This window comes from Flavobacterium turcicum (assembly GCF_011365745.1).
Taxonomy (GTDB): domain Bacteria; phylum Bacteroidota; class Bacteroidia; order Flavobacteriales; family Flavobacteriaceae; genus Flavobacterium; species Flavobacterium turcicum.
In genome coordinates this window covers 501,633-526,023 of sequence record NZ_JAAOBY010000001.1, presented here as the reverse complement: position 1 = coordinate 526,023, position 24,391 = coordinate 501,633, and the positions used below count along the sequence as shown (strand labels likewise).

Here is a 24,391-nt window from a genome sequence, read left to right as displayed (position 1 = left end):
AGTAACAGATTGCCAATCATATTTTTTTGTATTTTTAAAACTACTAACATAAAAATCAGACCAATGAAAAAATCGATTTTACTTCTTTTCGCTTTACTCCTATCTTTTATGGGAAATGCACAAACTACGGCTGCAGCTAAAAAAACCACGAAAGCGGCAACTGAAAAAACAGCAAAGGCCAAAGAAAAAATAACGAAAGCTAAAGCCGATGCAGCAGAAGAAAAAGCAGCTACTGCAAAAGAGAAAGCTAAAACGGCAAAAGAGAAAACAACTGCTACTAAAGAAAAAGCTACAGCTACAAAAGAGAAAGCTACAAAAGCAAAAGCAGAAGTCGCTGAAGCAAAAGCAGAAAAAGCAAATGCCATTAAAGAAAAGGCAACTGACAAAAAAGAAAAAACTGCTGCTGCAAAAGAGAAAGCAACCGCTGCAAAAGAAAAAATAACCAAATCTAAAGCAGATGTTGTCGCTGAAAAATCAAAAACAGTAAAAGAGAAAGCAACTGCAACAAAAGCAAAAGCTACTAAAACAGTAAAAGAAACCAATGAAAAAGCGCCAAAAGTTGCCGATAAAGTAACTGGTGAATATAATGGCAAGAAGGTATACACAGGTCCAAGAGGCGGTAAATACTACATTAATGCTAACGGAAATAAGACTTACATTCAAGACTAAATTATAAAATACAGAAATAAAACGAAAACCTTCTTTACACCGAAGGTCTTCGTTTTTTTTTGACATGCAACGCGTAGACAATTCATTAAATTAATGGTTTGGTAAACTTTTGTAAATACAAAAAAGCACTGAACTTGTGTATCTTTCCAGCATTAAACCCAAGTTTATGCCTACAGAAACAATTGCGACTTCTCCATTTAAAACGATTTTAGTTGCCCCTTTAAACTGGGGTTTAGGCCATGCTACCCGTTGTATTCCCATTATTAAAGCACTTTTAGAGCTTAACTACCAACCTATCATCGCCTCTGATGGCGCTGCTTTGTTGTTACTTCAAAGGGAATTTCCAGACCTAAAAACACTTGAACTTCCATCATACGAAATAGAATATGCCACCAAAGGCAAAAATTTCAAATGGCATTTGTTAAAAAACAGTTGGAAAACCTTAAAAGCTATTCGAGAAGAAAAAGCATTGGTAAAAAAATGGATTACAACCTACGGCATTGACGGCATAATATCTGATAACCGTTTAGGCGTGTACAATAAAAACATACCAAGCGCTTATCTCACACACCAAATACAGGTTTTAAGCGGACAAACAACATGGATCAGTAGCAAAATTCATCAGTACTTTGCCTTTCAACATAACGAATGTTGGATACCTGATTATGCCAGCAGCAACAATTTATCAGGTATTTTAGGTCACATTGACGATTTTGATCATAAGTTAAAATACATAGGACCGATAAGTCGCCTACAAAAAAAGTTAGTACCAAAAAAATACGATTTGCTCGTTTTACTCTCGGGTCCTGAACCACAACGAAGTATGCTCGAAGCGCATATATTACAGGAATTGAAGAGGTTTGAAGGATCCGTTCTCTTTGTTGCAGGAACTGTTGTTGCACAACAAAAAACAACTCAAACCGAGAAGGTCGAATATTATAATTTTATGACCACTTGCCAGCTAGAGCAGGCTATCAACGAAAGTGAAATGGTACTTTGTCGCTCTGGTTATACCTCGATTATGGATCTTTCCGTATTGCGCAAAAAAGCGTTCTTTATACCTACACCAGGGCAATTTGAACAAGAATATTTGGCCCAAAAACTAGAAAAAGAAGGTCTTGTACCTTATGCCACTCAGGATGAATTTTGTATCGCCAATTTGCAAGATGCCAATCATTATAAAGGTTTGCCAAAAGCAGATTCAAAAGTAGCTTGGGAGAAATTGTTTGGTTTATTCGCAGAATAAAATAATTGACAACTGCGGCTAATAATTATTTTTTTACCCCAAAAGAAGCTTCGTTTTTGGATGTCGTTAACGTAAATGAAAACTCCGATCCTACGCCAAAGTTACTATCGACATAAATTTTTTCGTCGTGCGCCTCAATAATGTGCTTGACAATTGAAAGACCAAGGCCAGAACCTCCTTCAGTTCGTGCACCACTTTGATCAACTCGGTAAAAACGTTCAAATAAACGCGGAATATTTTTCTTTTCGATTCCTTCGCCATTATCCGTAAAGCGAACAATTACTTTATCTGTAGTTAACTCTTCGATACTTACCTCGGTTGTCCCTTTTAGTTTACCATATTTGATAGAATTTACAACCAAGTTCATGACCACTTGTTGAATTTTTTCTTGGTCACCCAACACCATAATTGGTTTGTGGTAGCGCATGTCAAACATCAAAAGAATATCCTTTTTAGAGGCTTTCATTTCGAGTAAATCAAAAACGTTTTGCACTAATTTTACGATATCAAACTCGGCAATTTCAAGATTCAAATCGCCTGTTTCTAGTTTAGAGATCATGTCTAAATCTTGTACAATATAAATAAGACGCTCTACCCCTTTTTCAGCACGTTCTAAATATTTTTTTCGAATCGTTTTATCGTTCATAGCTCCATCCAACAAAGTAGAAAGATATCCTTGAACGGTAAATAAAGGTGTTTTCAATTCGTGCGAAACGTTACCCAAAAATTCTCTTCGGTATTCTTCACGCACTTTTAGCGTTTCAATTTCAAGTTTTTTATCGGTAGCGAACTTTTTCACTTCGCGCGTAAGCGTAGCCATATCAGTGGTAATAGGCTGATTTCTAAACGTACTTGACTCTAACAAAGAAACGTCATCATAAATCTTTTTTACTTTTTTATAAATAAAACGCTCTACACGATATTGCACCACTAAAAATGAAAAAGAGGCGATGCAAACCGCAAAAATAAGAATGAAATTAAGGGAAAATTCAAAAAAATAGTGCGTTAAAAAACTCACTAATAAAGTAGAGAACAAAGTTATATACAAGGACGATTTGACTGCAAATCGGTAAGTTTTTTTAAAATTTATTGTCATTTACACTTCAAACTTATAACCAACTCCTTTGATGGTTTTAAACAAATCTTCTCCAATTTTTTCACGCAACTTTCTGATATGCACGTCAATTGTTCTGCCGCCAACAACTACTTCGTTACCCCAAACCTTATCGAGAATTTCGTCACGTTTGAATACTTTTCCTGGTTTTGATGCCAAGAGGTAAAACAATTCGAATTCTTTTCGCGGAAGCGCAATCTCAATATTGTCTTTTATTATTTTGTATTCTTCTCTATTGATTTCAATACCACCCACATTTAAGGTTTCGCTTTCGGATTCTTTTTCCTTTAAACGACGTAATAAAGCTTTTACTTTACTGACCAATAATTTCGGTTTGATCGGTTTGGTAATATAATCATCGGCACCCGCATCAAAACCGGCTACTTGTGAGTAATCTTCGCTTCTAGCGGTTAGAAAAGTGATCAAAACATTATTCAATTCTGGAATTTTCCTGATGTGCTCGCAAGCTTCCATTCCGTCCATTTCTGGCATCATTACATCCATTATAATAAGGTCTGGAATTTCCTTCTTAGCTTTTGCAATAGCCTCCTTACCATTAACAGCGGTAAAAATTTGATATCCTTCTTGAGATAGGTTGTAACCAACTATTTCTAAGATATCTGGCTCGTCATCAACTAATAAAATTTTGGTGTGTTTTTTCTTCATGGAGTGTCAAAAATTATTTTTGAGATGTAAATGTAAACATAATTGAAGTAATCAAAAGCAGTTAACCGTAATTTAATATTGAACTGTTTTTGCCAACATAAAGACAACATAAGGTTAACAAGTCAGTAACTCCTGATTTGCATTATGGACGTTAATTTGCACAAAAATTAAACCCGATGAAATTCAAGTTACTATTACTTACGTTATTAATTACTGCTTTTTCTTTTGCACAAAGCAAAGGAACTATTACAGGAACGTTAACAGACAAAGATGCTAACAATCAATCATTGCCATTTGCTAACGCAATTATCAAAGGTACAACTATTGGTACGAATACCGATATTGATGGTAAATACACACTAAAAGTAGCACCAGGAAAATACACATTGCAATTTAGCTTTGTAGGATACGAATCAGTTGAAGTATCTGTGACAGTTGTTGCAGACCAAACGGTGACAGTTAATCAAGCATTAGGCTCTGGTAGCTACAAACTTGAAGATGTCGTGGTAAAATCAACTGTGAGCAGACAGAAAGAAACGGCTTTGCTATTAGATCAAAAAAACGCTGTATCTATAAAACAAAGTATAGGCTCACAAGAATTGGCTCGTAAAGGAGTTAGTGATGTAGCAACAGCTGTCACTAAGACAACGGGAATTACAAAACAAGAAGGTTCTGGAACTATTTTTGTTCGAGGATTAGGAGACCGTTACAACTCCACAACAATGAATGGTTTGCCAATACCATCAAACGATCCTGAAAAGAAAAACTTAAATCTTGATATTTTCTCAACAGATATCGTAGAGTACATCTCTATCGATAAAGTTTACAACGGAAATATTTATGGAGATTTTGCAGGAGGAAACGTTGATATCATTTCTAAAGACTACAAAGGAAAAGGTTTTGTAAAAGTAGATATTGGTTCAAAAGTAAATACAAATGCGGTAAGCAATGATAACTTTTCATTACAAGGTGGTATCAATGATTTTGGTTTAAAAACAAGTCAAATTCCATCAAGCCCTTTGACAGCTTACAACTACAACACTTTAAATTTAGAAACAAAAAATCCTATTGCTGGTTCATTTGGTATTTCAACAGGAAAATCATTTGATATTGGTAGCCAAAGTAAATTGAATGTTTTTGCAACAATCAACTACAGTACCAATTATTCTTCTCGAGCAGATGGAAGCGCAAAGGGATCTGTAAATGGAAGTGGCGTTATCAATAAAAACTTTGAAGAGTATACATCAGACTCTTACAGCACAAACTTAACAGGAATGTTGAACCTTGGATACAAAATAAACAAGGCAAACAAAGTTAATTTCAACTCTGTATTTATCAATACTTCATCTTTAACTAAAGAGGAATTTTCAGGACTGATTGTTGATATTGCAAATGATGGTAACGGATTAATTCGTCGTAATGAATTCAAGAAAAACGCCTTATGGATTAACCAACTTTTAGGAGAACATACTTTAAGCGAGCGCACTGCTGTTAGATGGGGAGCTTCATTGAACAGTATCGATGGACAGATGCCAGACCGTAACCAAAATATTTTTAGAAAAGAAGCTGATGGTTTCAAATTATCGAATATTTCTGCACCAGACAACCACAGGTATTTTCAAGAACTACAAGAAACTGAGGTAGCTGCTAACCTAGCTGTTGACTACAAATTCAACAAAGATTTTGAAGGAGAATACAAAGGTAAATTTACAGCAGGATACAGCGGACGTGCTAAAAATAGAGATTTTGAAGCTACACAATTCAACTTTAAAACAACAGCTGCCAATTCAACAATAAGCGTAGACCCGAACAACTTAGATTTGTTTTACAACCAACAAAATTTAGCGAACAACATATTTGAGATTACTACTTTTAGAGGTAATAGCCAAGTTCCAAATGCCTTAGATCCACAAACTTACAATGGTGAACAATTTATTAATGGAGGTTTCTTAAACACTGAATATAATTTTGGTAAACTATCAGGAGTTTTAGGATTAAGAGGAGAATATGTTTTTCAAAAAATTGCTTGGGAAACTCAATTAGATCCCGCAGGAGGTTTTGATGAATTAGAAAAAATAGCTTTTTTACCTAGCTTAACATTAAAATATACAGTAAACGAAAAACAAAATTTGCGTTTTGGTTTCAGTAAAACCTACACCTTACCACAATTTAAAGAAAGAGCTTTATTTGTATACGAAGAAGTAAACGAAGTAAAAGTTGGTAACCCTGATTTGTATGCTTCTGATGATTACAACTTTGACCTAAAATGGGAAATTTTCCCAAGCTCTGATGAGTTAATCTCTGTAACTGGATTTGGTAAATACATCTTAAACCCAATGAACGAAGTAACAATTGCTTCTTCAACAAATGATATTTCTTTTATCAACACAGGTGATTTTGGATACGTAGCTGGAGCTGAATTAGAGTACAGAAAAACAATTTTTAACTTTGACGAGTCTAAATCAAAAAAATTAACAGCAGGTGTAAATGCATCTTATTTGTACAGTAATCAAGAGTTAGATAGCAATAAAGTTATTAGAGAAACAGATTATAATGTTGTTTTTACAGATGCAGAAAGTAAATTTACAGGAGCATCAGATTTATTGTTAAATGCTGATCTTTCATTCTACACTGATTGGAATAATAAAGAAAGTAATTTAACAGCAACATTAGCCTACACTTACTTTTCGGATAGAGTATATGCATTAGGAACCAATGACAGAGGGAATTTAGTAGACAAAGCCTATGGATCATTAGACTTAATAACTAAATTGAAATTAAACAAAAAAATGGGAATTGACTTTATAGCAAAAAACATTTTAGACGCTACACTTAATAGAACTCAAGAAAACAAGTCTGGAGATATTAATGTTCTTTCTTATAAAAAAGGAATCAATTTAGGATTGAGTTTAAATTACCAGTTCTAATAGCAAACCAATGTAAATATTACAAAAGCAGCCCTACGAGGCTGCTTTTTGTTTGTAATGCACCTTACTTAACCTACATAACATTAAGTTAATACTATTGTAAGCATTTATTAAATTAACATTCACAATGGCTTAACCTAGTCTTGAGCAAATTGCTACACCTTTGTAACAGAAACAAAACAATTAACTATTACAACATGAAAACAAAATTTTTACAACTAATTGGAATTTTAACAGTAAGTGCAGCCGTAGTGAGCAGTTGTTCAACAACGGAAGAAAACGAAACGCCTTCATCTAATTTCGTAGTTGATGCCAACAATTTTCAAGGAAATATCAATGAGGGAGAAGTTACTCTTGACGCATCTAAAACATACAAGCTTACTGGTAGACTACAAGTAAATTCAGGAGCAACCTTAAACATTCCTGCAGGAACAAAAATTGAAGGAACTGGTGGAACTGCATCATACATTGCGGTGGCACAAGGTGGAAAATTAAACGTAAACGGAACAGCTAGCAACCCAGTGGTTATGACAAGTGGTTTAGCTACTAAAAAAGCTGGAGACTGGGGAGGTTTGGTAATTTGTGGTAAAGCACCAATCAACCGTGTATCAGGTGGAGCAAGTACAGCACAATCAGAAGTTGCAGATTTAACTTATGGTGGAACTGCATCAAATGATAACTCAGGATCTATTCGTTACTTGAGAGTAGAATATGCTGGAGCTGCATTTAACAGTGAAAAAGAATTTAATGGAGTTTCATTATTTGGAGTAGGTTCAGGAACTACTTTTGAATATGTAGAGGCTTACCAAGGTGCAGATGATGGTTTCGAATTTTTTGGAGGATCTGTAAACACTTCAAACTTAATTTCATTTGGTAACGAAGACGACCAATACGACTGGACTGAAGGATGGAATGGAACTAACACCAACTGGTACGGAAAATTATCATTTGGAAAAGGAAACAGAGGTATCGAAGCTGATAATTTTGAATTTGGTTTTGCTAATACACCAATTGCAAACCCAACTATCACTAATATCACTCTTGTAGGCCCTGGAAGCGTTCCAACATCTGGAACTTGGCAAGAAAACCAAGCTATCAAATTAAGAAGAGGTACTAAAGCAATCTTCACTAACGTAGCTTTGAGCGGTTGGGCAAGAGGAGTTGACATCGAACATGATGAAACTTTGAGCTTTATTGGTTCTGCATTAAAACTTACAAATGTGAACTTTATTGCTGATGTTGCTACTAAAACTAGAGGAACAAAAACAGTAGTAGCTCCTGCTACAGCTGGAGTAACAGCTGATGCTTCACTAGCAATTGCATCTGAATCTGCAACTGCAACAGGTGCTGGAAACGGTGCCGCAGCTCCTGGATGGGCAGCTGGATGGTCAGTAGGATTGTAATTCAAGTCCTAAAATAGATAAAATGCCTTTCAAAATTGAAAGGCATTTTTTTTGGTATACTTTTTGAAATATTTTTTGTATCTTTACTAATCAAAATTTAAATGATGGCAAAAAACTACTTTTATACACTTATTGCATTGGTTTTCTTTTGTTCTTTAAGTGCTGTTGCACAAGAAACAAAACAAGCACCAAGAGTACAAGAAACAAGCATCGAAGGCTTGAGTTTGTACCCAAATCCTGTGAGTAATGGTAAAGTTTTCATTACCACCAAAAACGATCTTGACAAAGAAATTATCATATTTGATGTACTTGGTAAAAAAGTACTGCATACTATGATGAATTCAAAAGAACTGAATGTTTCTGCACTGAGTTCTGGTGTATACATCATCAGAATTAACGAGAAAGAATCTTCAGCCACTCGAAAATTAATTATCAAATAAAAATCTATACCACAAGCTCCAATACCAATTGGAGCTTGTTTTTTATAAAAAAGTTTCCTCTTCTACTCCGCTTTAATTGCATACCTAGTACTGACAATTTTTATTACTTTTGTAAAAAAAATTGGTGATCACAGCAACAGATATATTTACGATTTCAAGCCAAAAACAATTTGAAAAAATAGCTTTAAAAGTATTTCGTTTTCAATACGAAAACAATCTGGTGTATAATGAATTTTGCCAATTTCTAAAAACCGATCCACACAAGGTAAAGTCGCTACAGCAAATTCCTTTTTTACCCATACAATTTTTTAAAAGTCATGCTGTAATTTCCAATTCGAATCCCATTCAAGAAACGTTCACTAGTAGCGGCACAACAGGCATGATTACTAGCAAACATTTGGTAACTGATGTCAGTCTTTATGAAGAAAGCTATCGTAGAGGTTTTGCTGAATTTTATGGCAATATCGAAGATTATGTAGTTTTAGCCTTGCTCCCATCCTATTTAGAACGCGAAGGTTCGTCACTAATTTATATGGTTAAAGATTTAATTGAACTTTCAAACCAAGCGGATAGCGGCTTTTATTTGAACGATCACGACGCCTTAATCACTAAACTTGTAGAACTAGACAATCAAGGGCAAAATGTCATTTTGTTTGGTGTTACGTTTGCATTATTAGACTTGATTGAAAAACTTCCGTTTCAATTACAACATACCATTATCATGGAAACCGGCGGTATGAAAGGGCGTCGCAAAGAAATGATTCGCGAGGAGCTACACGAGCAATTATGCCAAGGTTTTGGCGTATCAGCCATACACTCAGAATACGGCATGACAGAACTCCTTTCGCAAGCTTATTCACTGGGAGATGGCGTTTTTGAATGCCCTGCATGGATGCAAATTTTAATTCGTGATACAGAAGATGCCTTGACTTACATTGACAACGGAAAAACAGGCGGAATCAATGTGATCGATTTGGCCAACATCAATTCGTGTTCCTTTATTGCTACCCAAGATTTGGGTAAAAAAAATTACAACAACTCTTTCGAGGTTTTGGGGCGCTTTGACAATTCGGATATTCGTGGGTGCAATTTGATGGTGCTTTAACCTTTTTAAAAAGTAAAAATGCGAATTCTTTCTTTGATTCTTTTATTGTTTTTTGGATGGAATTGTAGCGCGCAAACCACTGAAGTAGCAGTTCAAATTGACTCGATTACACATATAAATCCTTCCCAAAATGAGCGATTATTTACCGTTCATTATAGTGTTACAAACAAAACAAAAGACGTTATTTCTTTAATTTTAAACACGCGTTCTATAAAACCGAATATGTACAACCACTCTTCTTGGATTCCTTCGTACAGATTGTATCAAGAGGAAAACGTAGTAGAAACCAATACTATTTTCAATTCTAAAAAAAACGATGCTGCGCTAAAACAGTTAATGCAAGCTTTGGAAGAAAACCGTAAAAATTTAGCCGATTTTTTAGCAAAACAAACTGAGGGAATAGAACAAAAAATCCGCAAGGAAATATTAGAAAGCGTTTTACAATTTCAAGGAAATGAAACTAAAAAATTTACAGCCAATTTGAGTTGGGACAAAAACCGCTACCATAAATTTGAAGACAACGAATATTATTTAAACAATAACGATACTCACTTTATAGACTTGTTTTTGTATTTCAACAAACACGAATTAGTTAGCAACTTGCCCGCTGAAGATTTAAAAAACATACTTAAAACTCCCAACCTTATTTCTGGCTGGATTACTTCTAATAAATTCCCAATCAATTTTAAGGATTGAAATAAAAAATCCCAATAACTCGTTGGAGTCATTGGGATCTTTAAATTATTATGAAGCGAAGTTAAAACGCCATATTATTTATAGCACTCTTACCACAAAATAGTTTTTCTTACCGCTTTGTAATAACACAAATTGATTGTTAATTAAATCTTTGGTTGAAACTACAAATTCTTCCGTAACTTTTTCTTTGTTTACTGAAATAGAATTTGCTGTTAATGCACGACGCGCTTCGCCATTAGATTTCATGAAACCAGTTTTTTCGTTTAAAACGTCAACAATATTGATTCCAGCCTCAATTTCATTTCTAGCAATTTCTGCTTGCGGAACGCCATCAAAAACATCTAAAAAAGTAGCTACATCCAATTGCTTTAAATCATCAGCAGATGAATTTCCGAATAAAATAGAAGAAGCTTTAATCGCATTTTCTAAGTCGGCTGTAGAATGAACAAGTATAGTAATTTCTTCGGCTAAGCGTTTTTGCAACAAGCGCAAATGCGGTGCCTCTCTGTGTTTTACAGTTAAATCTTCAATTTCTTCTTTCGATAAAAAAGTAAAAATTTTGATGTATTTCTCAGCATCTACATCTGAGGTATTCAACCAATATTGGTAAAATTTATATGGAGACGTTCTAGCCGAATCCAACCAAATATTACCTCCTTCAGATTTTCCAAACTTAGTTCCGTCTGCTTTGGTAATCAACGGACAAGTCAGAGCATACGCCTTACCGCTGGCAATTCTGCGCACTAATTCGGTTCCGGTAGTAATATTTCCCCATTGGTCACTTCCGCCCATTTGTAACGTACATTTTTTGTCTCGGTACAAATGCAAAAAGTCATACCCTTGAACCAATTGGTAGGTAAACTCCGTGAACGACATCCCCTCGGCTGCTTCGGATGACAAACGTTTCTTTACAGAATCTTTTGCCATCATATAATTTACGGTGATATGCTTCCCTACATCACGAATGAAATCTAGAAATGAAAAATTCTTCATCCAATCGTAATTATTTACTAATTCAGCTGCATTATCCGCATCTGAAGTAAAGTCTAAAAAACGAGCCAATTGACCTTTAATGGCTTCTTGATTGTGGCGCAAGGTAGCCTCATCTAATAAATTACGTTCATTAGATTTACCCGATGGATCACCAATCATACCTGTTGCTCCACCCACAAGCGCTAAGGGTTTGTGTCCTGCAAGTTGAAAATGTTTCAACAACATTACGCCAACTAAATGTCCTATATGCAATGAATCGGCAGTTGGGTCAATTCCCACATATGCCACACGCATTTGTTCCATCAAATGTTCTTCTGTGCCGGGCATAACATCGTGGAGCATTCCTCTCCAAGTTACTTCTTCAATAAAATTCTTCATCTTTTTATGCTATTTACTTTGGTCTCTTTCGCCCTAAAGGCGCTATGCGCACAAAGATAAAATTTATTGCGGATTCCGTTATTTGTTTAATAGGTTATTCGAGAAAAATTATTTGTATTTTCGTAACATGATATTAGTAACAGGAGGAACCGGTTTAGTAGGCGCGCATTTATTGCTTCAATTAATTGAATCTAAAAGTGCTGGCATTGAAAAAGTACGCGCTATTTACCGAAACGAAGTTGCAATACAAAAAACCAAAGCACTTTTCGATCTTTACAATAAGGCAGCTTTATTTTCACAAATTGAATGGATTCAAGCTGACATTACAGATGTTCCATCACTAGAACTTGCTTTCCCAGGTGTTACAACCGTTTACCATTGTGCTGCGTTAATATCATTTGACCCAAAAGAAGAAGCGCAACTACGCAAAATTAATATTGAAGGTACAGCAAACATTGTGAATTTTAGTATTGCCTATGGCGTACAAAAATTATGTTATGTGAGTTCGATTGCTACACTTGGAGACCCGCTTCCGCACGAAACTTTCATCACTGAAACTACCGAATGGAATCCAGAAAACTACCACAGCGACTACGCTATATCTAAATACGGCGCCGAAATGGAAGTTTGGAGAGGACAACAAGAGGGATTATCCGTAATCATTATAAATCCTGGAGTGATTCTTGGCCCAGTACTTCCTTTTAAAGATTGGGAAAATGGTAGTGGTCAATTGCTTACCAAAGTGAAAAGAGGATTGCCTTTTTATACCCTTGGCAGCAGCGGTTTTATTGCTGTAACTGATGTGGTACAGATTGCACAAAAACTTACGGAAAGCGATATCACAAACGAGCGTTTTACTTTAATAGGAAGTAACATCACTTTCAAAGAAGTACTTGATACCATGGCCGAAAGTCTAAACGCTAGCAAACCACGCTGGCATGCTACACCTTTTATTATGAAAATTATTTGGAGGCTCGATTGGGTTTCGGCAACTATTTTTGGGCAAAAAAGACGCATTTCAAGAGCATCTGCAATGGCATCCTACAACAGTAATTTGTATTCGAATCAAAAAATAAAAAACGCCTTAACTATCGAATTTAGCGACGTCAAGGCGTATATAAAACAAATTAGCCAACTGTAATTTATGGTTTTACAGCGGTGCTATCTACTTTTTTCTTAGCCCGCAGTTTTTTTAATTTTTCTGCTCTAATTTTTTTCTGTTTGTTGGCAATAAGCACATCAGTCGCTTTTAATTTTTGTTCTAAGCGAGTTGTAACTTGATCAAACATTAGTTTATACTCTTCATAATTGGCAGCATAATAGGCATTGTTTTCAACGAATTGCAAACTATCTACCTTGTATTTTTTAAAGATAAAATCTCTTGAATTTATTTTTAAGGTATCCAATGAGACCGGATTTTGGAACTTTATAGCCTCAAGAATGGCCAAATCATACATAATATCTGCCATAACCTCTTTGTTAATCGGTTTTTTAGGTTCTTGAAGCACTTCGTTTTTACAACTTGTAAAAAGAAAACAAAGTACTACTATTGTGATGATTTGCTTCATATTCTAAATTTTATCGTTCAAATGACAAACGTTTTCCAGCTTTGATATCTTTTACTTTGAATGCGTTGTAAACTAATTGTCCGTTTACAAATGTATGCGTAATTCGGGATTTAAAAGTAAATCCTTCAAAGGGAGACCAACCACATTTAGCCAAAATATTTTCTTTTTTTACACTCCAAGGCAAGCCTGGATTGACAATTACCAAATCAGCGAAATACCCAACTTTGATAAATCCACGTTTTTCAATCTTGAAAATTTTAGCCGGATTGTGACACATTTTTTCTACAATTTTCTCAACGCTAATTTTTCCTTGGTGAAAAGCCTCAAAAAGAGCTACCACAGCATGTTGTACTAACGGTCCGCCTGAAGGCGCCTCAAGATAATTTTTCTTCTTTTCCTCTAACGTATGTGGCGCATGGTCCGTTGCAATAACATCAATACGATCATCTAGCAAAGCCGCCCAAAGTGCATCTCTGTCTTTAGCTGTCTTTACTGCAGGATTCCACTTGATCAAGTTTCCTTTTGTAGCATAATCATCATTCGTAAACCATAAATGATGTACACAAACTTCGGCGGTTATTTTCTTTTCTTCTAATGGAATCTTATTGGTAAACAACTCCATTTCTTTGGCTGTCGAAAGATGAAAAATATGCAAACGAGCGCCTGTTTTTTTGGCCAAAGCCACAGCTTTTGAACTTGAAATGTAGCAAGCTTCTTCGCTTCGAATTAAATGATGTGCCGTTACCGGTATTGCATCGCCAAATTCCTCTTTGTAAGTAGCTAAGTTGTTACGTATGGTAGTTTCATCTTCACAATGCACAGCAATTAATAATGAAGTGCTTGAAAATATTTTTTCGAGTGTTGCCTCATTATCAACCAACATGTTTCCTGTTGACGAGCCTAAGAATATTTTAATACCCGCAACATTCTTTGGATCTGTTTTTAAAACTTCCTCCAAATTATCATTGGTAGCACCCATCATGAAGGAGTAATTCGCATAGGATTTTTGTGCTGCCAATTGGTATTTCTGCTCCAAAATTTCTTGCGTCACCGCATTTGGTACCGTATTGGGTTGCTCAATATAAGTCGTTATTCCACCCGCTACAGCAGCGCGCGACTCTGATTCGATATCGCCTTTGTGCGTTAAACCAGGTTCTCTAAAATGTACTTGATCGTCAATAGCGCCTGGCATTAAATAATTACCTTCGGCATCAATGATTTTGCAATCAGCAAATTTAGCGCTAATGCTGTCAGCAATTTCTACAATAATGTCATTTTCGATTAGTACATCGCCTTCAAAAATAACTCCTTCGTTGACTATTTTAGCATTTTTAATTAAAACCCGATTCATCTACTTACTGCTTTATAATGTGTTAATTAATTTTTTTAGTCGAAGTGCAATCACACCAAAAACAGCCTCAACAATAATCGAATTGCTCATTTTTGACTGCCCTTTTGTTCTATCTGTAAAAATAATAGGAACTTCTACAATTTGAAAATTTTTGCAAAATGTTCTGTATTTCATTTCAATTTGAAAAGCATAACCCACGAAACGAATTTTGTTAAGATTAATATCTTCTAAAACTTTGCGTTTATAACAAACAAATCCTGCGGTAGCATCATGAATTTTCATTCCGGTTATTAGGCGAACGTAAACAGAGGCGAAATAAGACAATAGCACCCTACTTAAGGGCCAATTGACCACATTTACACCCGTAACGTAGCGGGAACCAATGGCCAAATCAGCATCACCAAGATGACAGGCATTGTATAATTTCTCTAAATCTTGAGGGTTGTGGGAGAAATCAGCATCCATTTCAAAAATAAATTCATATTGATGACGCAACGCCCATTGAAAACCATGTACGTAGGCAGTACCTAAACCAGATTTTTTTTGTCTTTGTTCTAAAAACAAACGACCTTTAAACTCCTCTTGAAGCACTATAACTTTATCAGCAGTATGATCTGGTGAATTATCATCTATGATCAGTACGTGAAAAAGTTTGTTTTGTGAAAGTACAGCACGAATGATACTTTCGATATTTTCAATTTCGTTATAGGTTGGAATTATAACAATACAATCATTCATATTTTGGACTAATTTCACGGCAAAAGTAACCTTTTTATGCCATTTCAACCTTAATAAAATTATAATAAAAAGAATGATATAAAAATTAGTAGTTTTGTATCGTTATGATTGAAAACGTACTGCATCCGCGAATAATTGAAAACAAGGACTGGGCAACCGCACTGTTTTTGCTGGCATTTGCCATAATTGCCTTAACTAAATCTGTCTTTGAAAATAGATTTGGAGAATTTGCTAATTTATTATTTTCAAATAAATACATCAAAGTATACCGCGATAGCAGTCATCTAAAAAGCAGTTTTACTATCGCCTTATTTACTGTACAAGTTATTTCTCTCGCATTTTTTATTCAAATTGCACTATACTCATTTGGATACGCTTCAAAAACCGATTGGCTATTATTTATTCGTATCATCACCTTTCTACTGTTTTTTATTTTAGCCAAGTATTTGATCGAAAAAATAATTGCTACGGCTTTTAATATTGAGGAATTCTCAGAGCAATTTAATTTACAAAAAGTTACTTACAGAACTTATATTGGTTTATTAGTGCTCCCTATCAATATCATTTTGTTCTATTACGATAGTATTTCAAGAAATTTTATACTAACAACCATAGCTATAATAATGATAGCCAACATACTAACGTATTTGATTTCAATAAAAAATTATCATAACATAATATTCGGTAAGTTGTTTTATTTTATTTTATATCTTTGCGCTCTTGAAATAGCCCCCTATTATTTTATGTATTATTGGTTTACAAAAGGGAGTGCTTAGAAACCGTTATATATGAAAGTGAAAACAATTTTGGTGTCACAACCCGAGCCTAAAGTGGAAAATTCCCCTTACTTTGAACTTCAGCAAAAACACAAAGTAAAAATTGATTTCAGACCTTTTATTCACGTAGAAGGAGTTAGCGCCAAAGAGATTCGATTACAAAAAATCGACCTTAATCATTACACCGCTATTATTTTAACGAGTAAAAATGCCGTCGATCATTTTTTTAGAGTAGCCGAAGAAATGAGATACAAAGTACCAGAAGGATTAAAATATTTCTGCCAATCAGAAGCGATTGCCTTTTACCTTCAAAAGTACGTTGTGTACAGAAAACGTAAAATTTATGTAGGACCAAAAGACTTTGCTGATTTATCCCCACTAATCAAAAAGTACAAAGACGAAAAATTCTTGCTTCCTGCATCAGACCAATTGAATGCCGACGCACCAATTACATTAAACGCCTTAAAAGTAGATTGGACTCCTGCCGTTTTTTACAGAACAGTTATGAGTGATCTATCTGATTTAGCAGATGTATATTACGATGTTTTAGCTTTTTTTAGTCCAACTGGAATCAAATCATTGTTCAAAAACTTCCCTGATTTCGAACAAAACAATACAAGAATTGCTGTATTTGGTAGTACCACACAAAAAGAAGCATTAGATCATGGTTTAAGAGTTGATATTTTAGCTCCTACGCCTGCCACACCATCCATGACAATGGCATTAGAAAAATATATCGCCGAAGCGAATAAAGGAAAATAATATTACATTACATACCAAAAAGCCATTCCTCATTAGAATGGCTTTTTTTGTACTTGCTTTATAAATTAAAATAAAGTACACCATCTATCATTGAATATTAGCTTCTAAATCTACTGTCCGTTTGAGCGCAGTCGAGAATCAAATAAACATCTCGACTGCGCTCGATATGACAAAAACAAGAACTAACACTTCTTTTAAGCGTTAATTACTTAAATTTGATTTTTAATTAAAACTAAATTTCTCATTTTAGTTTAAAATTCATACTATGAAAATTAATTCGCTGATGGTTGAAATTGACGGTATCGATAAAGAAATTCTTCGTGACCTTATGGAGGATGCTCGAAAACCCATTCTTCAAATTGCCAATAAAATAGGGATTTCGGGCGCTGCGATACACCAACGTTTGCGTAAGTTGGAGCAATCAGGTGTAATATCGGGATCAAAATTTACGGTAAACAATAAAGTACTTGGGTACAACACCATGGCTTTTGTAGGCGTTTATCTTGACAAGGCTGCCCGAAACGCAGAGGCAGTGCGCGATTTAAGAAAAATTCCAGAGGTTTTAGAATGTCATTACACCACCGGAAATTGGTCTATTTTAATTAAAATTATCTGTCGCGATAACGAACATTTGATGCAGCTACTCAATACCAAAATTCAAGTTATTGAAGGTGTTTCACGAACAGAAACCTTCATCTCGCTTGACCAACAAATTGACCGACAAATTCAACTTTGAGGAAAGTAAAACGTGAATTGTGAGAAGTGAATTGTGAGAAGTGAATTGTGAGAAGTGAAATGTGAGAAGTGAAGTGTGAGTTATGAATTGTGAGTTGTGAATTGTGAGTTGTGAGAAGGGAAGTGTAAGAAGGGAAGTGTGAGCTATAAAAAAATCCAAACTCCATAAGATTGGAATTTGGATTTGATAAATAGTTATCTGCAAATTGGAGAATTAGTCTCTTCTTCCTCCCATATAAATTGAGATATAATAAAGCAAGGTTGCTATTGATCCTAATGCAGCTACCACATAGGTTCTGGCTGCCCATTTTAAAGAATCTTTCGCACCCGCTTGTTCCTGCGGCGTGAGCATTCTTTTGTTTTCTAACCAAGCCAAAGCACGGTTACTTGCATCATACTCTACTGGCAAAGTAACAATAGAAAACAAGGTTGTAGCAGCAAAAATCACAATTCCCACTAGCAAAAGTCCTGGAAACGTTTTTAGCATTAAAATACCCGCTAACAAAATCCATTGCATGTAAGTCGATGCCACATTTACAACAGGCACCAACTTTGAGCGCATCGTAAGCCATTCATAACCTACAGCGTGTTGTACCGCGTGTCCGCATTCGTGAGCCGCTACGGCCGCAGCTGCAGCATTGCGCTGGTTGTATACTGCTTCACTTAAATTAACTGTTTTATCAGCAGGGTTATAGTGATCCGTTAAACGACCTGGAGTTGAAATCACCCTTACGTCACGAATTCCATTATCGGCTAGCATTTTCTCGGCAATTTCGGCGCCTGACATTCCGTTTTGCAAATGCAACTTTGAATAGTGTTCAAATTTGCTTTTTAATCTTGAGCTAACTAACCAACTTGCTAGCATAATACCGCCCATTAATATCATTGATGGTAAACTAAATCCTAACATATCTTATTTTTTTTATTTTTTTTAAAGTTACTAAAGAAATAACAAAATTTGCACCAATTTGTAAAAATGTCAAATTGGCATTAGTTAAAAAATCCTAAAAAAAAATCCAAATCCCAACAAGAGTTGAAATTTGGATTTTTAAATATTTAAATTGATAAACTATCCTACCAAGTTGATAATTTTACCCGGAACAATAATCACCTTGTTTGGTGTTTTACCGTCTAGTTGCTTAATGGTTCTTTCATCTTTCATAACGATTTCTTCGATTTGTGCTGCGGTTAAATCCAAAGGTAAAACTAGGGTAAAACGCATTTTTCCGTTGAAAGAAACTGGATATTCTTTCTCACTTTCTACCAAATGTTTTGGATCAAAAGCTGGAAAAGGAACTGCTGCTATCGAGCCTTCATGACCGAGTAACGACCATAATTCCTCAGCGATGTGCGGCGCATAAGGCGAAATCACAATTGCCAATGGTTCTAAGATGGCACGAGAATGACAGTTTTGAGCGGACAATTCGTTTACACAAATCATAAATTGCGATACCGACGTGTTGAAAGAGAATCCTTCAATATCCTCAGCTACTTTTTTGATGGTTTTGTGCAATGATTTTAAGTTGCCTTTCGTTGGTATGTCATTGGTCACAATCAAACCATTATCATCGAAATACAAACGCCATAATTTTTTCAAGAAACCAAAAACTCCCGAAATTCCTGCTGTATTCCAAGGTTTCGCTTGTTCTAATGGTCCTAAGAACATTTCATACAAACGCAAGGTATCGGCTCCGTATTCTTCACAAATAGCATCTGGAGTAACCACATTGTATTTGGATTTCGACATTTTTTCAACCTCACGACCAACGATATATTTTCCGTTTTCGTCTAAAATAAATTCCGCATCAGCATAATCTTCTCTCCAAGCCTTAAACTTTTGAACATCTAGCTCATCGGAAGAATTCACCATTGAAACATCAGCGTGAATTGGTTGAACTGATTGTCCAGCAATGTTGTTTTTTGAAATAAAAGTATTTGTTCCTTCTAATCTATAAACAAACGCACTCGTTCCCAAAATCATTCCTTGATTGATCAATTTTTTGAATGGTTCTTCGGTAGGTGCAAAGCCTTTGTCTTTTAGGAATTTATTCCAAAAACGAGAGTACAACAAGTGACCGGTCGCGTGTTCGTTTCCTCCTATATACAAATCAACATTTTGCCAATAGTTAAGCGCTTCTTGGCTTGCAAATTCGGTTTCATTGTGCGCATCCATATAACGCATCCAGTAGTACGAACTTCCCGCCCAACCTGGCATGGTATTCAATTCGAGAGGAAAAATAGTTGTATTGTCTACCAAACTCGTTTCGACCACTTTGTTATTCACCCTATCCCAAGCCCAAACTGCAGCGTTCCCTAAAGGTGGCAAACCGTCTTCGGTGGGTAAATATTTCTCTACTTCGGGTAAAATGATTGGTAAATGTTGCGCATCAATCATTTGCGGCAAGCCATTTACATAATACACCGGGAAAGGCTCACCCCAATAACGCTGGCGAGAGAAAACTGCATCACGCAAACGGTAATTAATTTTCCCTTTTCCTTGATTTATTTTTTCTAGTTCCTCAATTACTTTTTGAGTTCCTTTTTTATAATCTAATCCATTTAAAAAATCTGAATCAACTAATTGAAAACCTTCTTTGGCTCCAAAAGCCGCTTCCGAAATATCTTGATCAAAGATGTTTTTAATGGCTGGCATTCCGTTTTGACCTTTAAAGAAATTCGCAAAAGCATAATCTCTCTCATCCCCACAAGGAACCGCCATGACCGCACCTGTTCCGTATCCCGCCAAAACATAATCGCCAATCCAAACCGGAATTGGTTCTTTCGTAAACGGATGTTCTGCAAAAGCTCCTGTGAATACTCCCGAAATGGTTTTCACATCAGCCATTCTCTCACGCTCAGAACGTTTTGACGTTTTTTCGATATAAGCCTCTACTTCTGCTTTTTGTTCCGCAGTAGTGATTTCTTGAACCAAAGGATGCTCTGGAGCCAAGGTCATAAACGTAACTCCAAAAATAGTATCGGGTCTTGTTGTGAAAACATCGATATATTGTTGCTCACTTTCGACCTTCAACTTTTGACTTTCGACTTTAAAAGAAACCATCGCACCGACTGATTTCCCAATCCAGTTTCTTTGACTTTCTTTAATGCTTTCGCTCCAGTCGATATCATTCAAACCTTGCAATAAGCGTTCCGCATAGGCTGAAATGCGCATGCTCCATTGCGTCATTTTTTTACGAACTACTGTAAATCCGCCACGTTCCGAAACGCCATTTACAATTTCATCATTGGCCAAAACCGTTCCTAATCCCGGACACCAGTTAACTTCCGTCTCCGCCAAATACGTCAATCTGTATTGCAAAAGGATTTTCTCCTGAGTATCTTTTGCGAAAGCGTTCCATTCTTCGGCTGAAAAAGGATCGATATTTTCATCGCAAACTGCATTTACACTTACATTACCTTCTTTTTCAAACAAGGCAATTAGGGTTGCAATATCTTCTGCTTTGTCGCTGTTTTTATTGTACCACGAATTGAACAATTGGATAAAAACCCATTGTGTATGCTTGTAATAATCTGGATTTGAAGTACGCACTTCACGACTCCAATCAAAAGAGAATCCTATTTTATCCAATTGCTTTCTGTAACCCGCAATTTGGTTTCCTTCTTTGTCTACACCTCCGTCAATATTCACACGAGTTGTGTCCTCAGGACGTTGACCCGTTTGAATGGCGTACTGCTCTGCAGGCAACCCAAAACTGTCGTAACCCATTGGATGAAGCACATTAAAACCTTGATGTCTCTTGTAACGCGAGTATACATCAGAGGCAATGTATCCCAGCGGATGCCCTACGTGCAAGCCCGCTCCAGAAGGATAAGGAAACATGTCTAAAACGTAATATTTTGGTTTAGCAGAGTGGTTTTCGGCTTTAAAAGTTTGGTTTTCTAACCAATATTTTTGCCATTTGGCTTCAATTTCGTTGGGATTGTATTTCATTTCTATTAGGTTCTGAGTAACTAAGGTTCTAAGATTCTTAGATTTATTGAGATCACTGTTTTTAGATGCCAAATTTACGTTTATTGTACGAAAGTTGAAACTTTGAACGTTATTAACTTTAAATAAAGAAATTGTTTATTATTTTTACCCCATAATTTCAACATACTATGAGTTCTTCCTTTGATAATTTCCAAAAACGCCGTTTAATTTCCTCTTATTTTTCAGTAGTGTTAAGTGTATTCTTAGTGTTATTTTTACTGGGAATTCTAGGGCTATTTATCATTAATTCTAAAAAACTTGCCAACGATTTTAAAGAAAACATCGCAATGACTGTGTTTTTTAAAAACGAGGCTAATGATAGTATTGTAAAAAGTTTTGACCAACAGTTAAAAACAAGTCCTTTTGTGCGCTCACACAAATATGTGACTAAAGAGGCTGCCGCAAAAGAACACACCGATATTATTGGCGAAGATTTTATGACTTTTCTTGGCGAAAACCCATTGCAAAACTCGTACGATATTCACTTTAAAGGCGATTATGTAGTCAATGATAGTATTACAAAAATCGAATCACAATTGCGTAAAAACACAATGATATCTGATATTGTTTATGATAAGCAATTGGTTAATTTGGTTAACGACAATATCAATAAAGTGAGTATGTGGATTTTAATTGTGAGTAGTTTCTTGGCTGTAATTGCTGTTTTGTTAATCAACAGTTCCCTAAGATTATCAATCTATTCAAATCGATTCATCATTAAAACCATGCAAATGGTAGGAGCAACAAAATCTTTTATTCGTAAACCATTTGTTATGCGCAGCATCAAACTAGGAATGCTTGGCGCAGGTTTAGCGGTTATAGCTTTACTTGGCGTTTTATTTTATATTGATACTAACTTTCCGCTTCTTGGAATCTTTAATGACAAAGGATCAATTGTTTTAGTGTTAATAGGTGTATTAGGAATAGGAATTGTGATCACTTGGCTAAGTACTTACTTTGCAACACAAAGATTCTTGAATTTACGCACAGACGATCTTTATTAGCAATTAATATTGATTCACGGTTTAAAGTTATATCATTAAGTAAAAATTAACAGGTACAAATGGAAGATAAAGATAAAAAAAACGAGTTTTTGTTTGAGAAAGTTAACTACAAATTTCTTCTAATTGGACTTGGAGTAATAGCTCTTGGCTTCATTTTAATGTCGGGCGGAGGAAGCAAGGATCCTAATGTTTTTAGTGAAGAAATCTTCAGTTTTAGAAGAATTAGATTGGCACCAACAACTGTTTTAATCGGTTTTGGAATTACTATTTATGCCATTCTTAAGAATCCCAAAAACGCATAAATGAATACATTACAAGCGTTTTTGATTGCTATTATCGAAGGATTGACAGAATATCTACCGGTTTCTTCAACGGCTCACATGGTTTTTTTGAGTTCTTATTTCGGGATACAAGAAGATGACTTTGTGAAACTTTTTCAGGTCTCGATTCAATTTGGCGCCATCTTGGCCGTTGTAGCTTTGTACTGGAAAAAATTCTTTGATTTTTCTAAATTTAATTTTTATGTCAAACTAGTTTGCGCTGTTATACCTGCACTTGTATTAGGTAAATTATTTGATGACAAAATAGAAGCTGTTCTAGGAAATCCTATCCCTATTGCCATAGTTCTTATTTTGGGCGGTGTTGTTCTACTTTTTATTGACAACTATTTCAAAAATCCTACCGTTTTAAAAGAAGAGGATATTTCTATAAAAAAAGCCGTAACCATTGGATTCTGGCAATGTTTGGCCATGATGCCTGGTACTAGTCGATCTGCGGCATCAATTATCGGAGGAATGCAACAGGGTTTATCCCGCCATGCTGCAGCCGAATTTTCATTTTTTCTAGCAGTTCCAACCATGATGGCTGTTACCTGCTACTCTGTATTCTTAAAGACCTACGAAAGCTCACAGATGAAGGGTTATGAACTCATTTTAAAATCAGATCAAAACATTCAGCTTTTTATAATTGGTAACATTGTTGCTTTTGTAGTTGCTATTATTGCAATAAAATTCTTTATCGAAATCATCAAAAAATACGGTTTCAAACCTTGGGGTTGGTACCGAATAATAGTTGGGATCTTTTTACTGATTTACTTTTCATACTTTAAATAAATTCCAGCGATGACAGTCGAAGATTACCAAAACGGACAAATTTTACTTATTGACAAACCATTAAATTGGAGTTCTTTTCAGGCGGTTAATAAGCTTAAATATGCTTTGATTAATAAAGTTGGATTGCCCAAAAAATTCAAGATTGGTCACGCAGGAACCTTAGACCCACTAGCTAGTGGTTTATTAATAGTTTGTACCGGAAAGTTTACCAAAAGAATTGCTGAACTTCAAGGTCAAGCCAAAGAATATACCGGAACTTTTTTCATTGGAGCCACAACACCTTCCTATGATTTAGAAACAGAGATTGATCAAACTTTCCCAACAGAACACATAAACGAAAGCTTGATTCATGAAACTGTGAAACAATTTCTTGGTGAAATTGATCAAATACCTCCTATTTTTTCGGCAATAAAAAAAGATGGTGTTCGCTTGTATGAGCATGCTCGTGCAGGAGAAAATATTGAAATTGCAAGTAGAAAAACCACAATTCACGAGTTTGAAATAACCCGAATTGCATTACCTGAAGTAGATTTTCGAGTAGTTTGCAGTAAAGGAACTTACATTCGTTCTCTTGCCTATGATTTTGGTAAAGCCATGCAATCCGGTTCGCACCTGACCGTTTTACGAAGAACAAAAATTGGAGATTACGATGTTAAAAACGGAATTAATGTTCTTGATTTTGAAGAAAGTATAACTGCAAAGTAAAATCATTAAAAA

23 protein-coding genes are annotated in these 24,391 nt (G+C 35.4%); 15 read left to right on the top strand and 8 right to left on the bottom strand.

The features are described from left to right. Positions 1-63 precede the first annotated feature (63 nt). Positions 64-669: a hypothetical protein gene (locus G9Q29_RS02350; protein WP_166132897.1), complete on the top strand. Its 606-nt coding sequence runs from the start codon at positions 64-66 to the stop codon at positions 667-669. Between the two features lie 166 nt (positions 670-835). After that, complete coding sequence (locus G9Q29_RS02345) at positions 836-1,915, top strand: glycosyltransferase (protein WP_166132896.1); 1,080 nt, start codon at positions 836-838, stop codon at positions 1,913-1,915. Between the two features lie 25 nt (positions 1,916-1,940). Here the strand turns inward: G9Q29_RS02345 and G9Q29_RS02340 are convergent, their stop codons facing one another. Beyond that, on the bottom strand, positions 1,941-3,011 hold the full coding sequence (locus tag G9Q29_RS02340) for a sensor histidine kinase (RefSeq protein WP_166132895.1): 1,071 nt from the start codon (positions 3,009-3,011) through the stop codon (positions 1,941-1,943). Next, positions 3,012-3,695 carry a response regulator transcription factor gene (locus G9Q29_RS02335; RefSeq protein ID WP_166132894.1) on the bottom strand — a complete coding sequence of 228 codons (684 nt, stop codon included), beginning with the start codon at positions 3,693-3,695 and terminating at the stop codon, positions 3,012-3,014. It abuts the gene before it with no gap. A 176-nt stretch (positions 3,696-3,871) separates the two neighbouring features. Between G9Q29_RS02335 and G9Q29_RS02330 the strand changes: the two genes are divergently transcribed. The 5 genes from G9Q29_RS02330 (at position 3,872) to G9Q29_RS02310 (ending at position 10,266) form a co-directional block, all read left to right on the top strand. Next, on the top strand, positions 3,872-6,622 hold the full coding sequence (locus G9Q29_RS02330; RefSeq protein ID WP_166132893.1) for a TonB-dependent receptor: 2,751 nt from the start codon (positions 3,872-3,874) through the stop codon (positions 6,620-6,622). A gap of 197 nt (positions 6,623-6,819) precedes the next feature. Beyond that, entirely contained in the window at positions 6,820-8,025 is a 1,206-nt protein-coding gene (locus tag G9Q29_RS02325; RefSeq protein WP_166132892.1) for a hypothetical protein, read from the top strand. Between the two features lie 104 nt (positions 8,026-8,129). Next, positions 8,130-8,465 (top strand): T9SS type A sorting domain-containing protein, encoded by a 336-nt coding sequence (locus tag G9Q29_RS02320; protein ID WP_166132891.1) that lies wholly within the window; start codon positions 8,130-8,132, stop codon positions 8,463-8,465. A 124-nt stretch (positions 8,466-8,589) separates the two neighbouring features. Then, the gene (locus G9Q29_RS02315; protein WP_166132890.1) at positions 8,590-9,570 is read left to right on the top strand and encodes a LuxE/PaaK family acyltransferase; all 981 of its coding nucleotides are present in this window, start codon (positions 8,590-8,592) and stop codon (positions 9,568-9,570) included. A gap of 18 nt (positions 9,571-9,588) precedes the next feature. After that, positions 9,589-10,266, top strand: coding sequence for a hypothetical protein (locus tag G9Q29_RS02310; protein ID WP_166132889.1), 678 nt, complete (start codon positions 9,589-9,591; stop codon positions 10,264-10,266). Between the two features lie 78 nt (positions 10,267-10,344). Here the strand turns inward: G9Q29_RS02310 and tyrS are convergent, their stop codons facing one another. Continuing rightward, a complete protein-coding gene (tyrS, locus tag G9Q29_RS02305) occupies positions 10,345-11,637 on the bottom strand; it encodes a tyrosine--tRNA ligase (RefSeq protein ID WP_166132888.1) in 1,293 nt (430 codons plus the stop codon). A 127-nt stretch (positions 11,638-11,764) separates the two neighbouring features. On the opposite strand from tyrS, the gene G9Q29_RS02300 reads away from it, so the two are divergent. After that, positions 11,765-12,778, top strand: a complete 1,014-nt coding sequence (locus G9Q29_RS02300; RefSeq protein WP_166132887.1) for an NAD-dependent epimerase/dehydratase family protein — start codon at positions 11,765-11,767, stop codon at positions 12,776-12,778. A 1-nt stretch (position 12,779) separates the two neighbouring features. On the opposite strand, the gene G9Q29_RS02295 is transcribed toward G9Q29_RS02300, so the two are convergent. From G9Q29_RS02295 to G9Q29_RS02285, 3 genes are read right to left on the bottom strand one after another with little or no spacing between them, the layout of a single operon-like run. Further along, complete coding sequence (locus tag G9Q29_RS02295) at positions 12,780-13,205, bottom strand: DUF4296 domain-containing protein (RefSeq protein WP_205729817.1); 426 nt, start codon at positions 13,203-13,205, stop codon at positions 12,780-12,782. Positions 13,206-13,215: 10 nt separating this feature from the next. Continuing rightward, on the bottom strand, positions 13,216-14,556 hold the full coding sequence (locus G9Q29_RS02290) for a dihydroorotase (RefSeq protein ID WP_166132886.1): 1,341 nt from the start codon (positions 14,554-14,556) through the stop codon (positions 13,216-13,218). A gap of 12 nt (positions 14,557-14,568) precedes the next feature. Next, complete coding sequence (locus G9Q29_RS02285) at positions 14,569-15,294, bottom strand: polyprenol monophosphomannose synthase (RefSeq protein WP_166132885.1); 726 nt, start codon at positions 15,292-15,294, stop codon at positions 14,569-14,571. A gap of 104 nt (positions 15,295-15,398) precedes the next feature. Between G9Q29_RS02285 and G9Q29_RS02280 the strand changes: the two genes are divergently transcribed. The 3 genes from G9Q29_RS02280 to G9Q29_RS02270 all read left to right on the top strand — a co-directional run bounded on the left by G9Q29_RS02280 (position 15,399) and on the right by G9Q29_RS02270 (position 17,568). Beyond that, positions 15,399-16,070, top strand: a complete 672-nt coding sequence (locus G9Q29_RS02280; protein WP_166132884.1) for a DUF4271 domain-containing protein — start codon at positions 15,399-15,401, stop codon at positions 16,068-16,070. 12 nt (positions 16,071-16,082) lie between these two features. Further along, positions 16,083-16,832, top strand: coding sequence for a uroporphyrinogen-III synthase (locus G9Q29_RS02275; RefSeq protein WP_166132883.1), 750 nt, complete (start codon positions 16,083-16,085; stop codon positions 16,830-16,832). A 265-nt stretch (positions 16,833-17,097) separates the two neighbouring features. Continuing rightward, a complete protein-coding gene (locus G9Q29_RS02270; protein ID WP_166132882.1) occupies positions 17,098-17,568 on the top strand; it encodes an Lrp/AsnC family transcriptional regulator in 471 nt (156 codons plus the stop codon). A gap of 213 nt (positions 17,569-17,781) precedes the next feature. On the opposite strand, the gene G9Q29_RS02265 is transcribed toward G9Q29_RS02270, so the two are convergent. Further along, a complete protein-coding gene (locus G9Q29_RS02265; protein ID WP_225872872.1) occupies positions 17,782-18,477 on the bottom strand; it encodes a zinc metallopeptidase in 696 nt (231 codons plus the stop codon). 159 nt (positions 18,478-18,636) lie between these two features. Next, a complete protein-coding gene (gene leuS, locus G9Q29_RS02260; protein WP_166132881.1) occupies positions 18,637-21,519 on the bottom strand; it encodes a leucine--tRNA ligase in 2,883 nt (960 codons plus the stop codon). A gap of 167 nt (positions 21,520-21,686) precedes the next feature. Here leuS and G9Q29_RS02255 point away from each other — a divergent pair, with 167 nt between their 5' ends. The 4 genes from G9Q29_RS02255 to truB are packed head-to-tail and all read left to right on the top strand — an operon-like array spanning position 21,687 to position 24,379. Next, positions 21,687-22,562 (top strand): cell division protein FtsX, encoded by an 876-nt coding sequence (locus G9Q29_RS02255; protein ID WP_166132880.1) that lies wholly within the window; start codon positions 21,687-21,689, stop codon positions 22,560-22,562. A 59-nt stretch (positions 22,563-22,621) separates the two neighbouring features. Next, positions 22,622-22,864, top strand: coding sequence for a DUF3098 domain-containing protein (locus G9Q29_RS02250; protein WP_166132879.1), 243 nt, complete (start codon positions 22,622-22,624; stop codon positions 22,862-22,864). Then, positions 22,865-23,674 (top strand): undecaprenyl-diphosphate phosphatase, encoded by an 810-nt coding sequence (locus G9Q29_RS02245; RefSeq protein WP_166132878.1) that lies wholly within the window; start codon positions 22,865-22,867, stop codon positions 23,672-23,674. 9 nt (positions 23,675-23,683) lie between these two features. Next, a complete protein-coding gene (gene truB, locus G9Q29_RS02240) occupies positions 23,684-24,379 on the top strand; it encodes a tRNA pseudouridine(55) synthase TruB (protein WP_166132877.1) in 696 nt (231 codons plus the stop codon). Positions 24,380-24,391: the final 12 nt, after the last annotated feature.

What these genes read in the sequence shown, in the direction of transcription:
- G9Q29_RS02350 (WP_166132897.1), top strand. Translation starts at nt 64, where the DNA reads ATGAAAAAATCGATTTTACTTCTTTTCGCTTTACTCCTATCTTTTATG.
- G9Q29_RS02345 (WP_166132896.1), top strand. Translation starts at nt 836, where the DNA reads ATGCCTACAGAAACAATTGCGACTTCTCCATTTAAAACGATTTTAGTT.
- G9Q29_RS02340 (WP_166132895.1), bottom strand. Translation starts at nt 3,011, where the DNA reads ATGACAATAAATTTTAAAAAAACTTACCGATTTGCAGTCAAATCGTCC.
- G9Q29_RS02335 (WP_166132894.1), bottom strand. Translation starts at nt 3,695, where the DNA reads ATGAAGAAAAAACACACCAAAATTTTATTAGTTGATGACGAGCCAGAT.
- G9Q29_RS02330 (WP_166132893.1), top strand. Translation starts at nt 3,872, where the DNA reads ATGAAATTCAAGTTACTATTACTTACGTTATTAATTACTGCTTTTTCT.
- G9Q29_RS02325 (WP_166132892.1), top strand. Translation starts at nt 6,820, where the DNA reads ATGAAAACAAAATTTTTACAACTAATTGGAATTTTAACAGTAAGTGCA.
- G9Q29_RS02320 (WP_166132891.1), top strand. Translation starts at nt 8,130, where the DNA reads ATGGCAAAAAACTACTTTTATACACTTATTGCATTGGTTTTCTTTTGT.
- G9Q29_RS02310 (WP_166132889.1), top strand. Translation starts at nt 9,589, where the DNA reads ATGCGAATTCTTTCTTTGATTCTTTTATTGTTTTTTGGATGGAATTGT.
- tyrS (WP_166132888.1), bottom strand. Translation starts at nt 11,637, where the DNA reads ATGAAGAATTTTATTGAAGAAGTAACTTGGAGAGGAATGCTCCACGAT.
- G9Q29_RS02300 (WP_166132887.1), top strand. Translation starts at nt 11,765, where the DNA reads ATGATATTAGTAACAGGAGGAACCGGTTTAGTAGGCGCGCATTTATTG.
- G9Q29_RS02295 (WP_205729817.1), bottom strand. Translation starts at nt 13,205, where the DNA reads ATGAAGCAAATCATCACAATAGTAGTACTTTGTTTTCTTTTTACAAGT.
- G9Q29_RS02290 (WP_166132886.1), bottom strand. Translation starts at nt 14,556, where the DNA reads ATGAATCGGGTTTTAATTAAAAATGCTAAAATAGTCAACGAAGGAGTT.
- G9Q29_RS02285 (WP_166132885.1), bottom strand. Translation starts at nt 15,294, where the DNA reads ATGAATGATTGTATTGTTATAATTCCAACCTATAACGAAATTGAAAAT.
- G9Q29_RS02280 (WP_166132884.1), top strand. Translation starts at nt 15,399, where the DNA reads ATGATTGAAAACGTACTGCATCCGCGAATAATTGAAAACAAGGACTGG.
- G9Q29_RS02275 (WP_166132883.1), top strand. Translation starts at nt 16,083, where the DNA reads ATGAAAGTGAAAACAATTTTGGTGTCACAACCCGAGCCTAAAGTGGAA.
- G9Q29_RS02270 (WP_166132882.1), top strand. Translation starts at nt 17,098, where the DNA reads ATGAAAATTAATTCGCTGATGGTTGAAATTGACGGTATCGATAAAGAA.
- G9Q29_RS02265 (WP_225872872.1), bottom strand. Translation starts at nt 18,477, where the DNA reads ATGTTAGGATTTAGTTTACCATCAATGATATTAATGGGCGGTATTATG.
- leuS (WP_166132881.1), bottom strand. Translation starts at nt 21,519, where the DNA reads ATGAAATACAATCCCAACGAAATTGAAGCCAAATGGCAAAAATATTGG.
- G9Q29_RS02255 (WP_166132880.1), top strand. Translation starts at nt 21,687, where the DNA reads ATGAGTTCTTCCTTTGATAATTTCCAAAAACGCCGTTTAATTTCCTCT.
- G9Q29_RS02250 (WP_166132879.1), top strand. Translation starts at nt 22,622, where the DNA reads ATGGAAGATAAAGATAAAAAAAACGAGTTTTTGTTTGAGAAAGTTAAC.
- G9Q29_RS02245 (WP_166132878.1), top strand. Translation starts at nt 22,865, where the DNA reads ATGAATACATTACAAGCGTTTTTGATTGCTATTATCGAAGGATTGACA.
- truB (WP_166132877.1), top strand. Translation starts at nt 23,684, where the DNA reads ATGACAGTCGAAGATTACCAAAACGGACAAATTTTACTTATTGACAAA.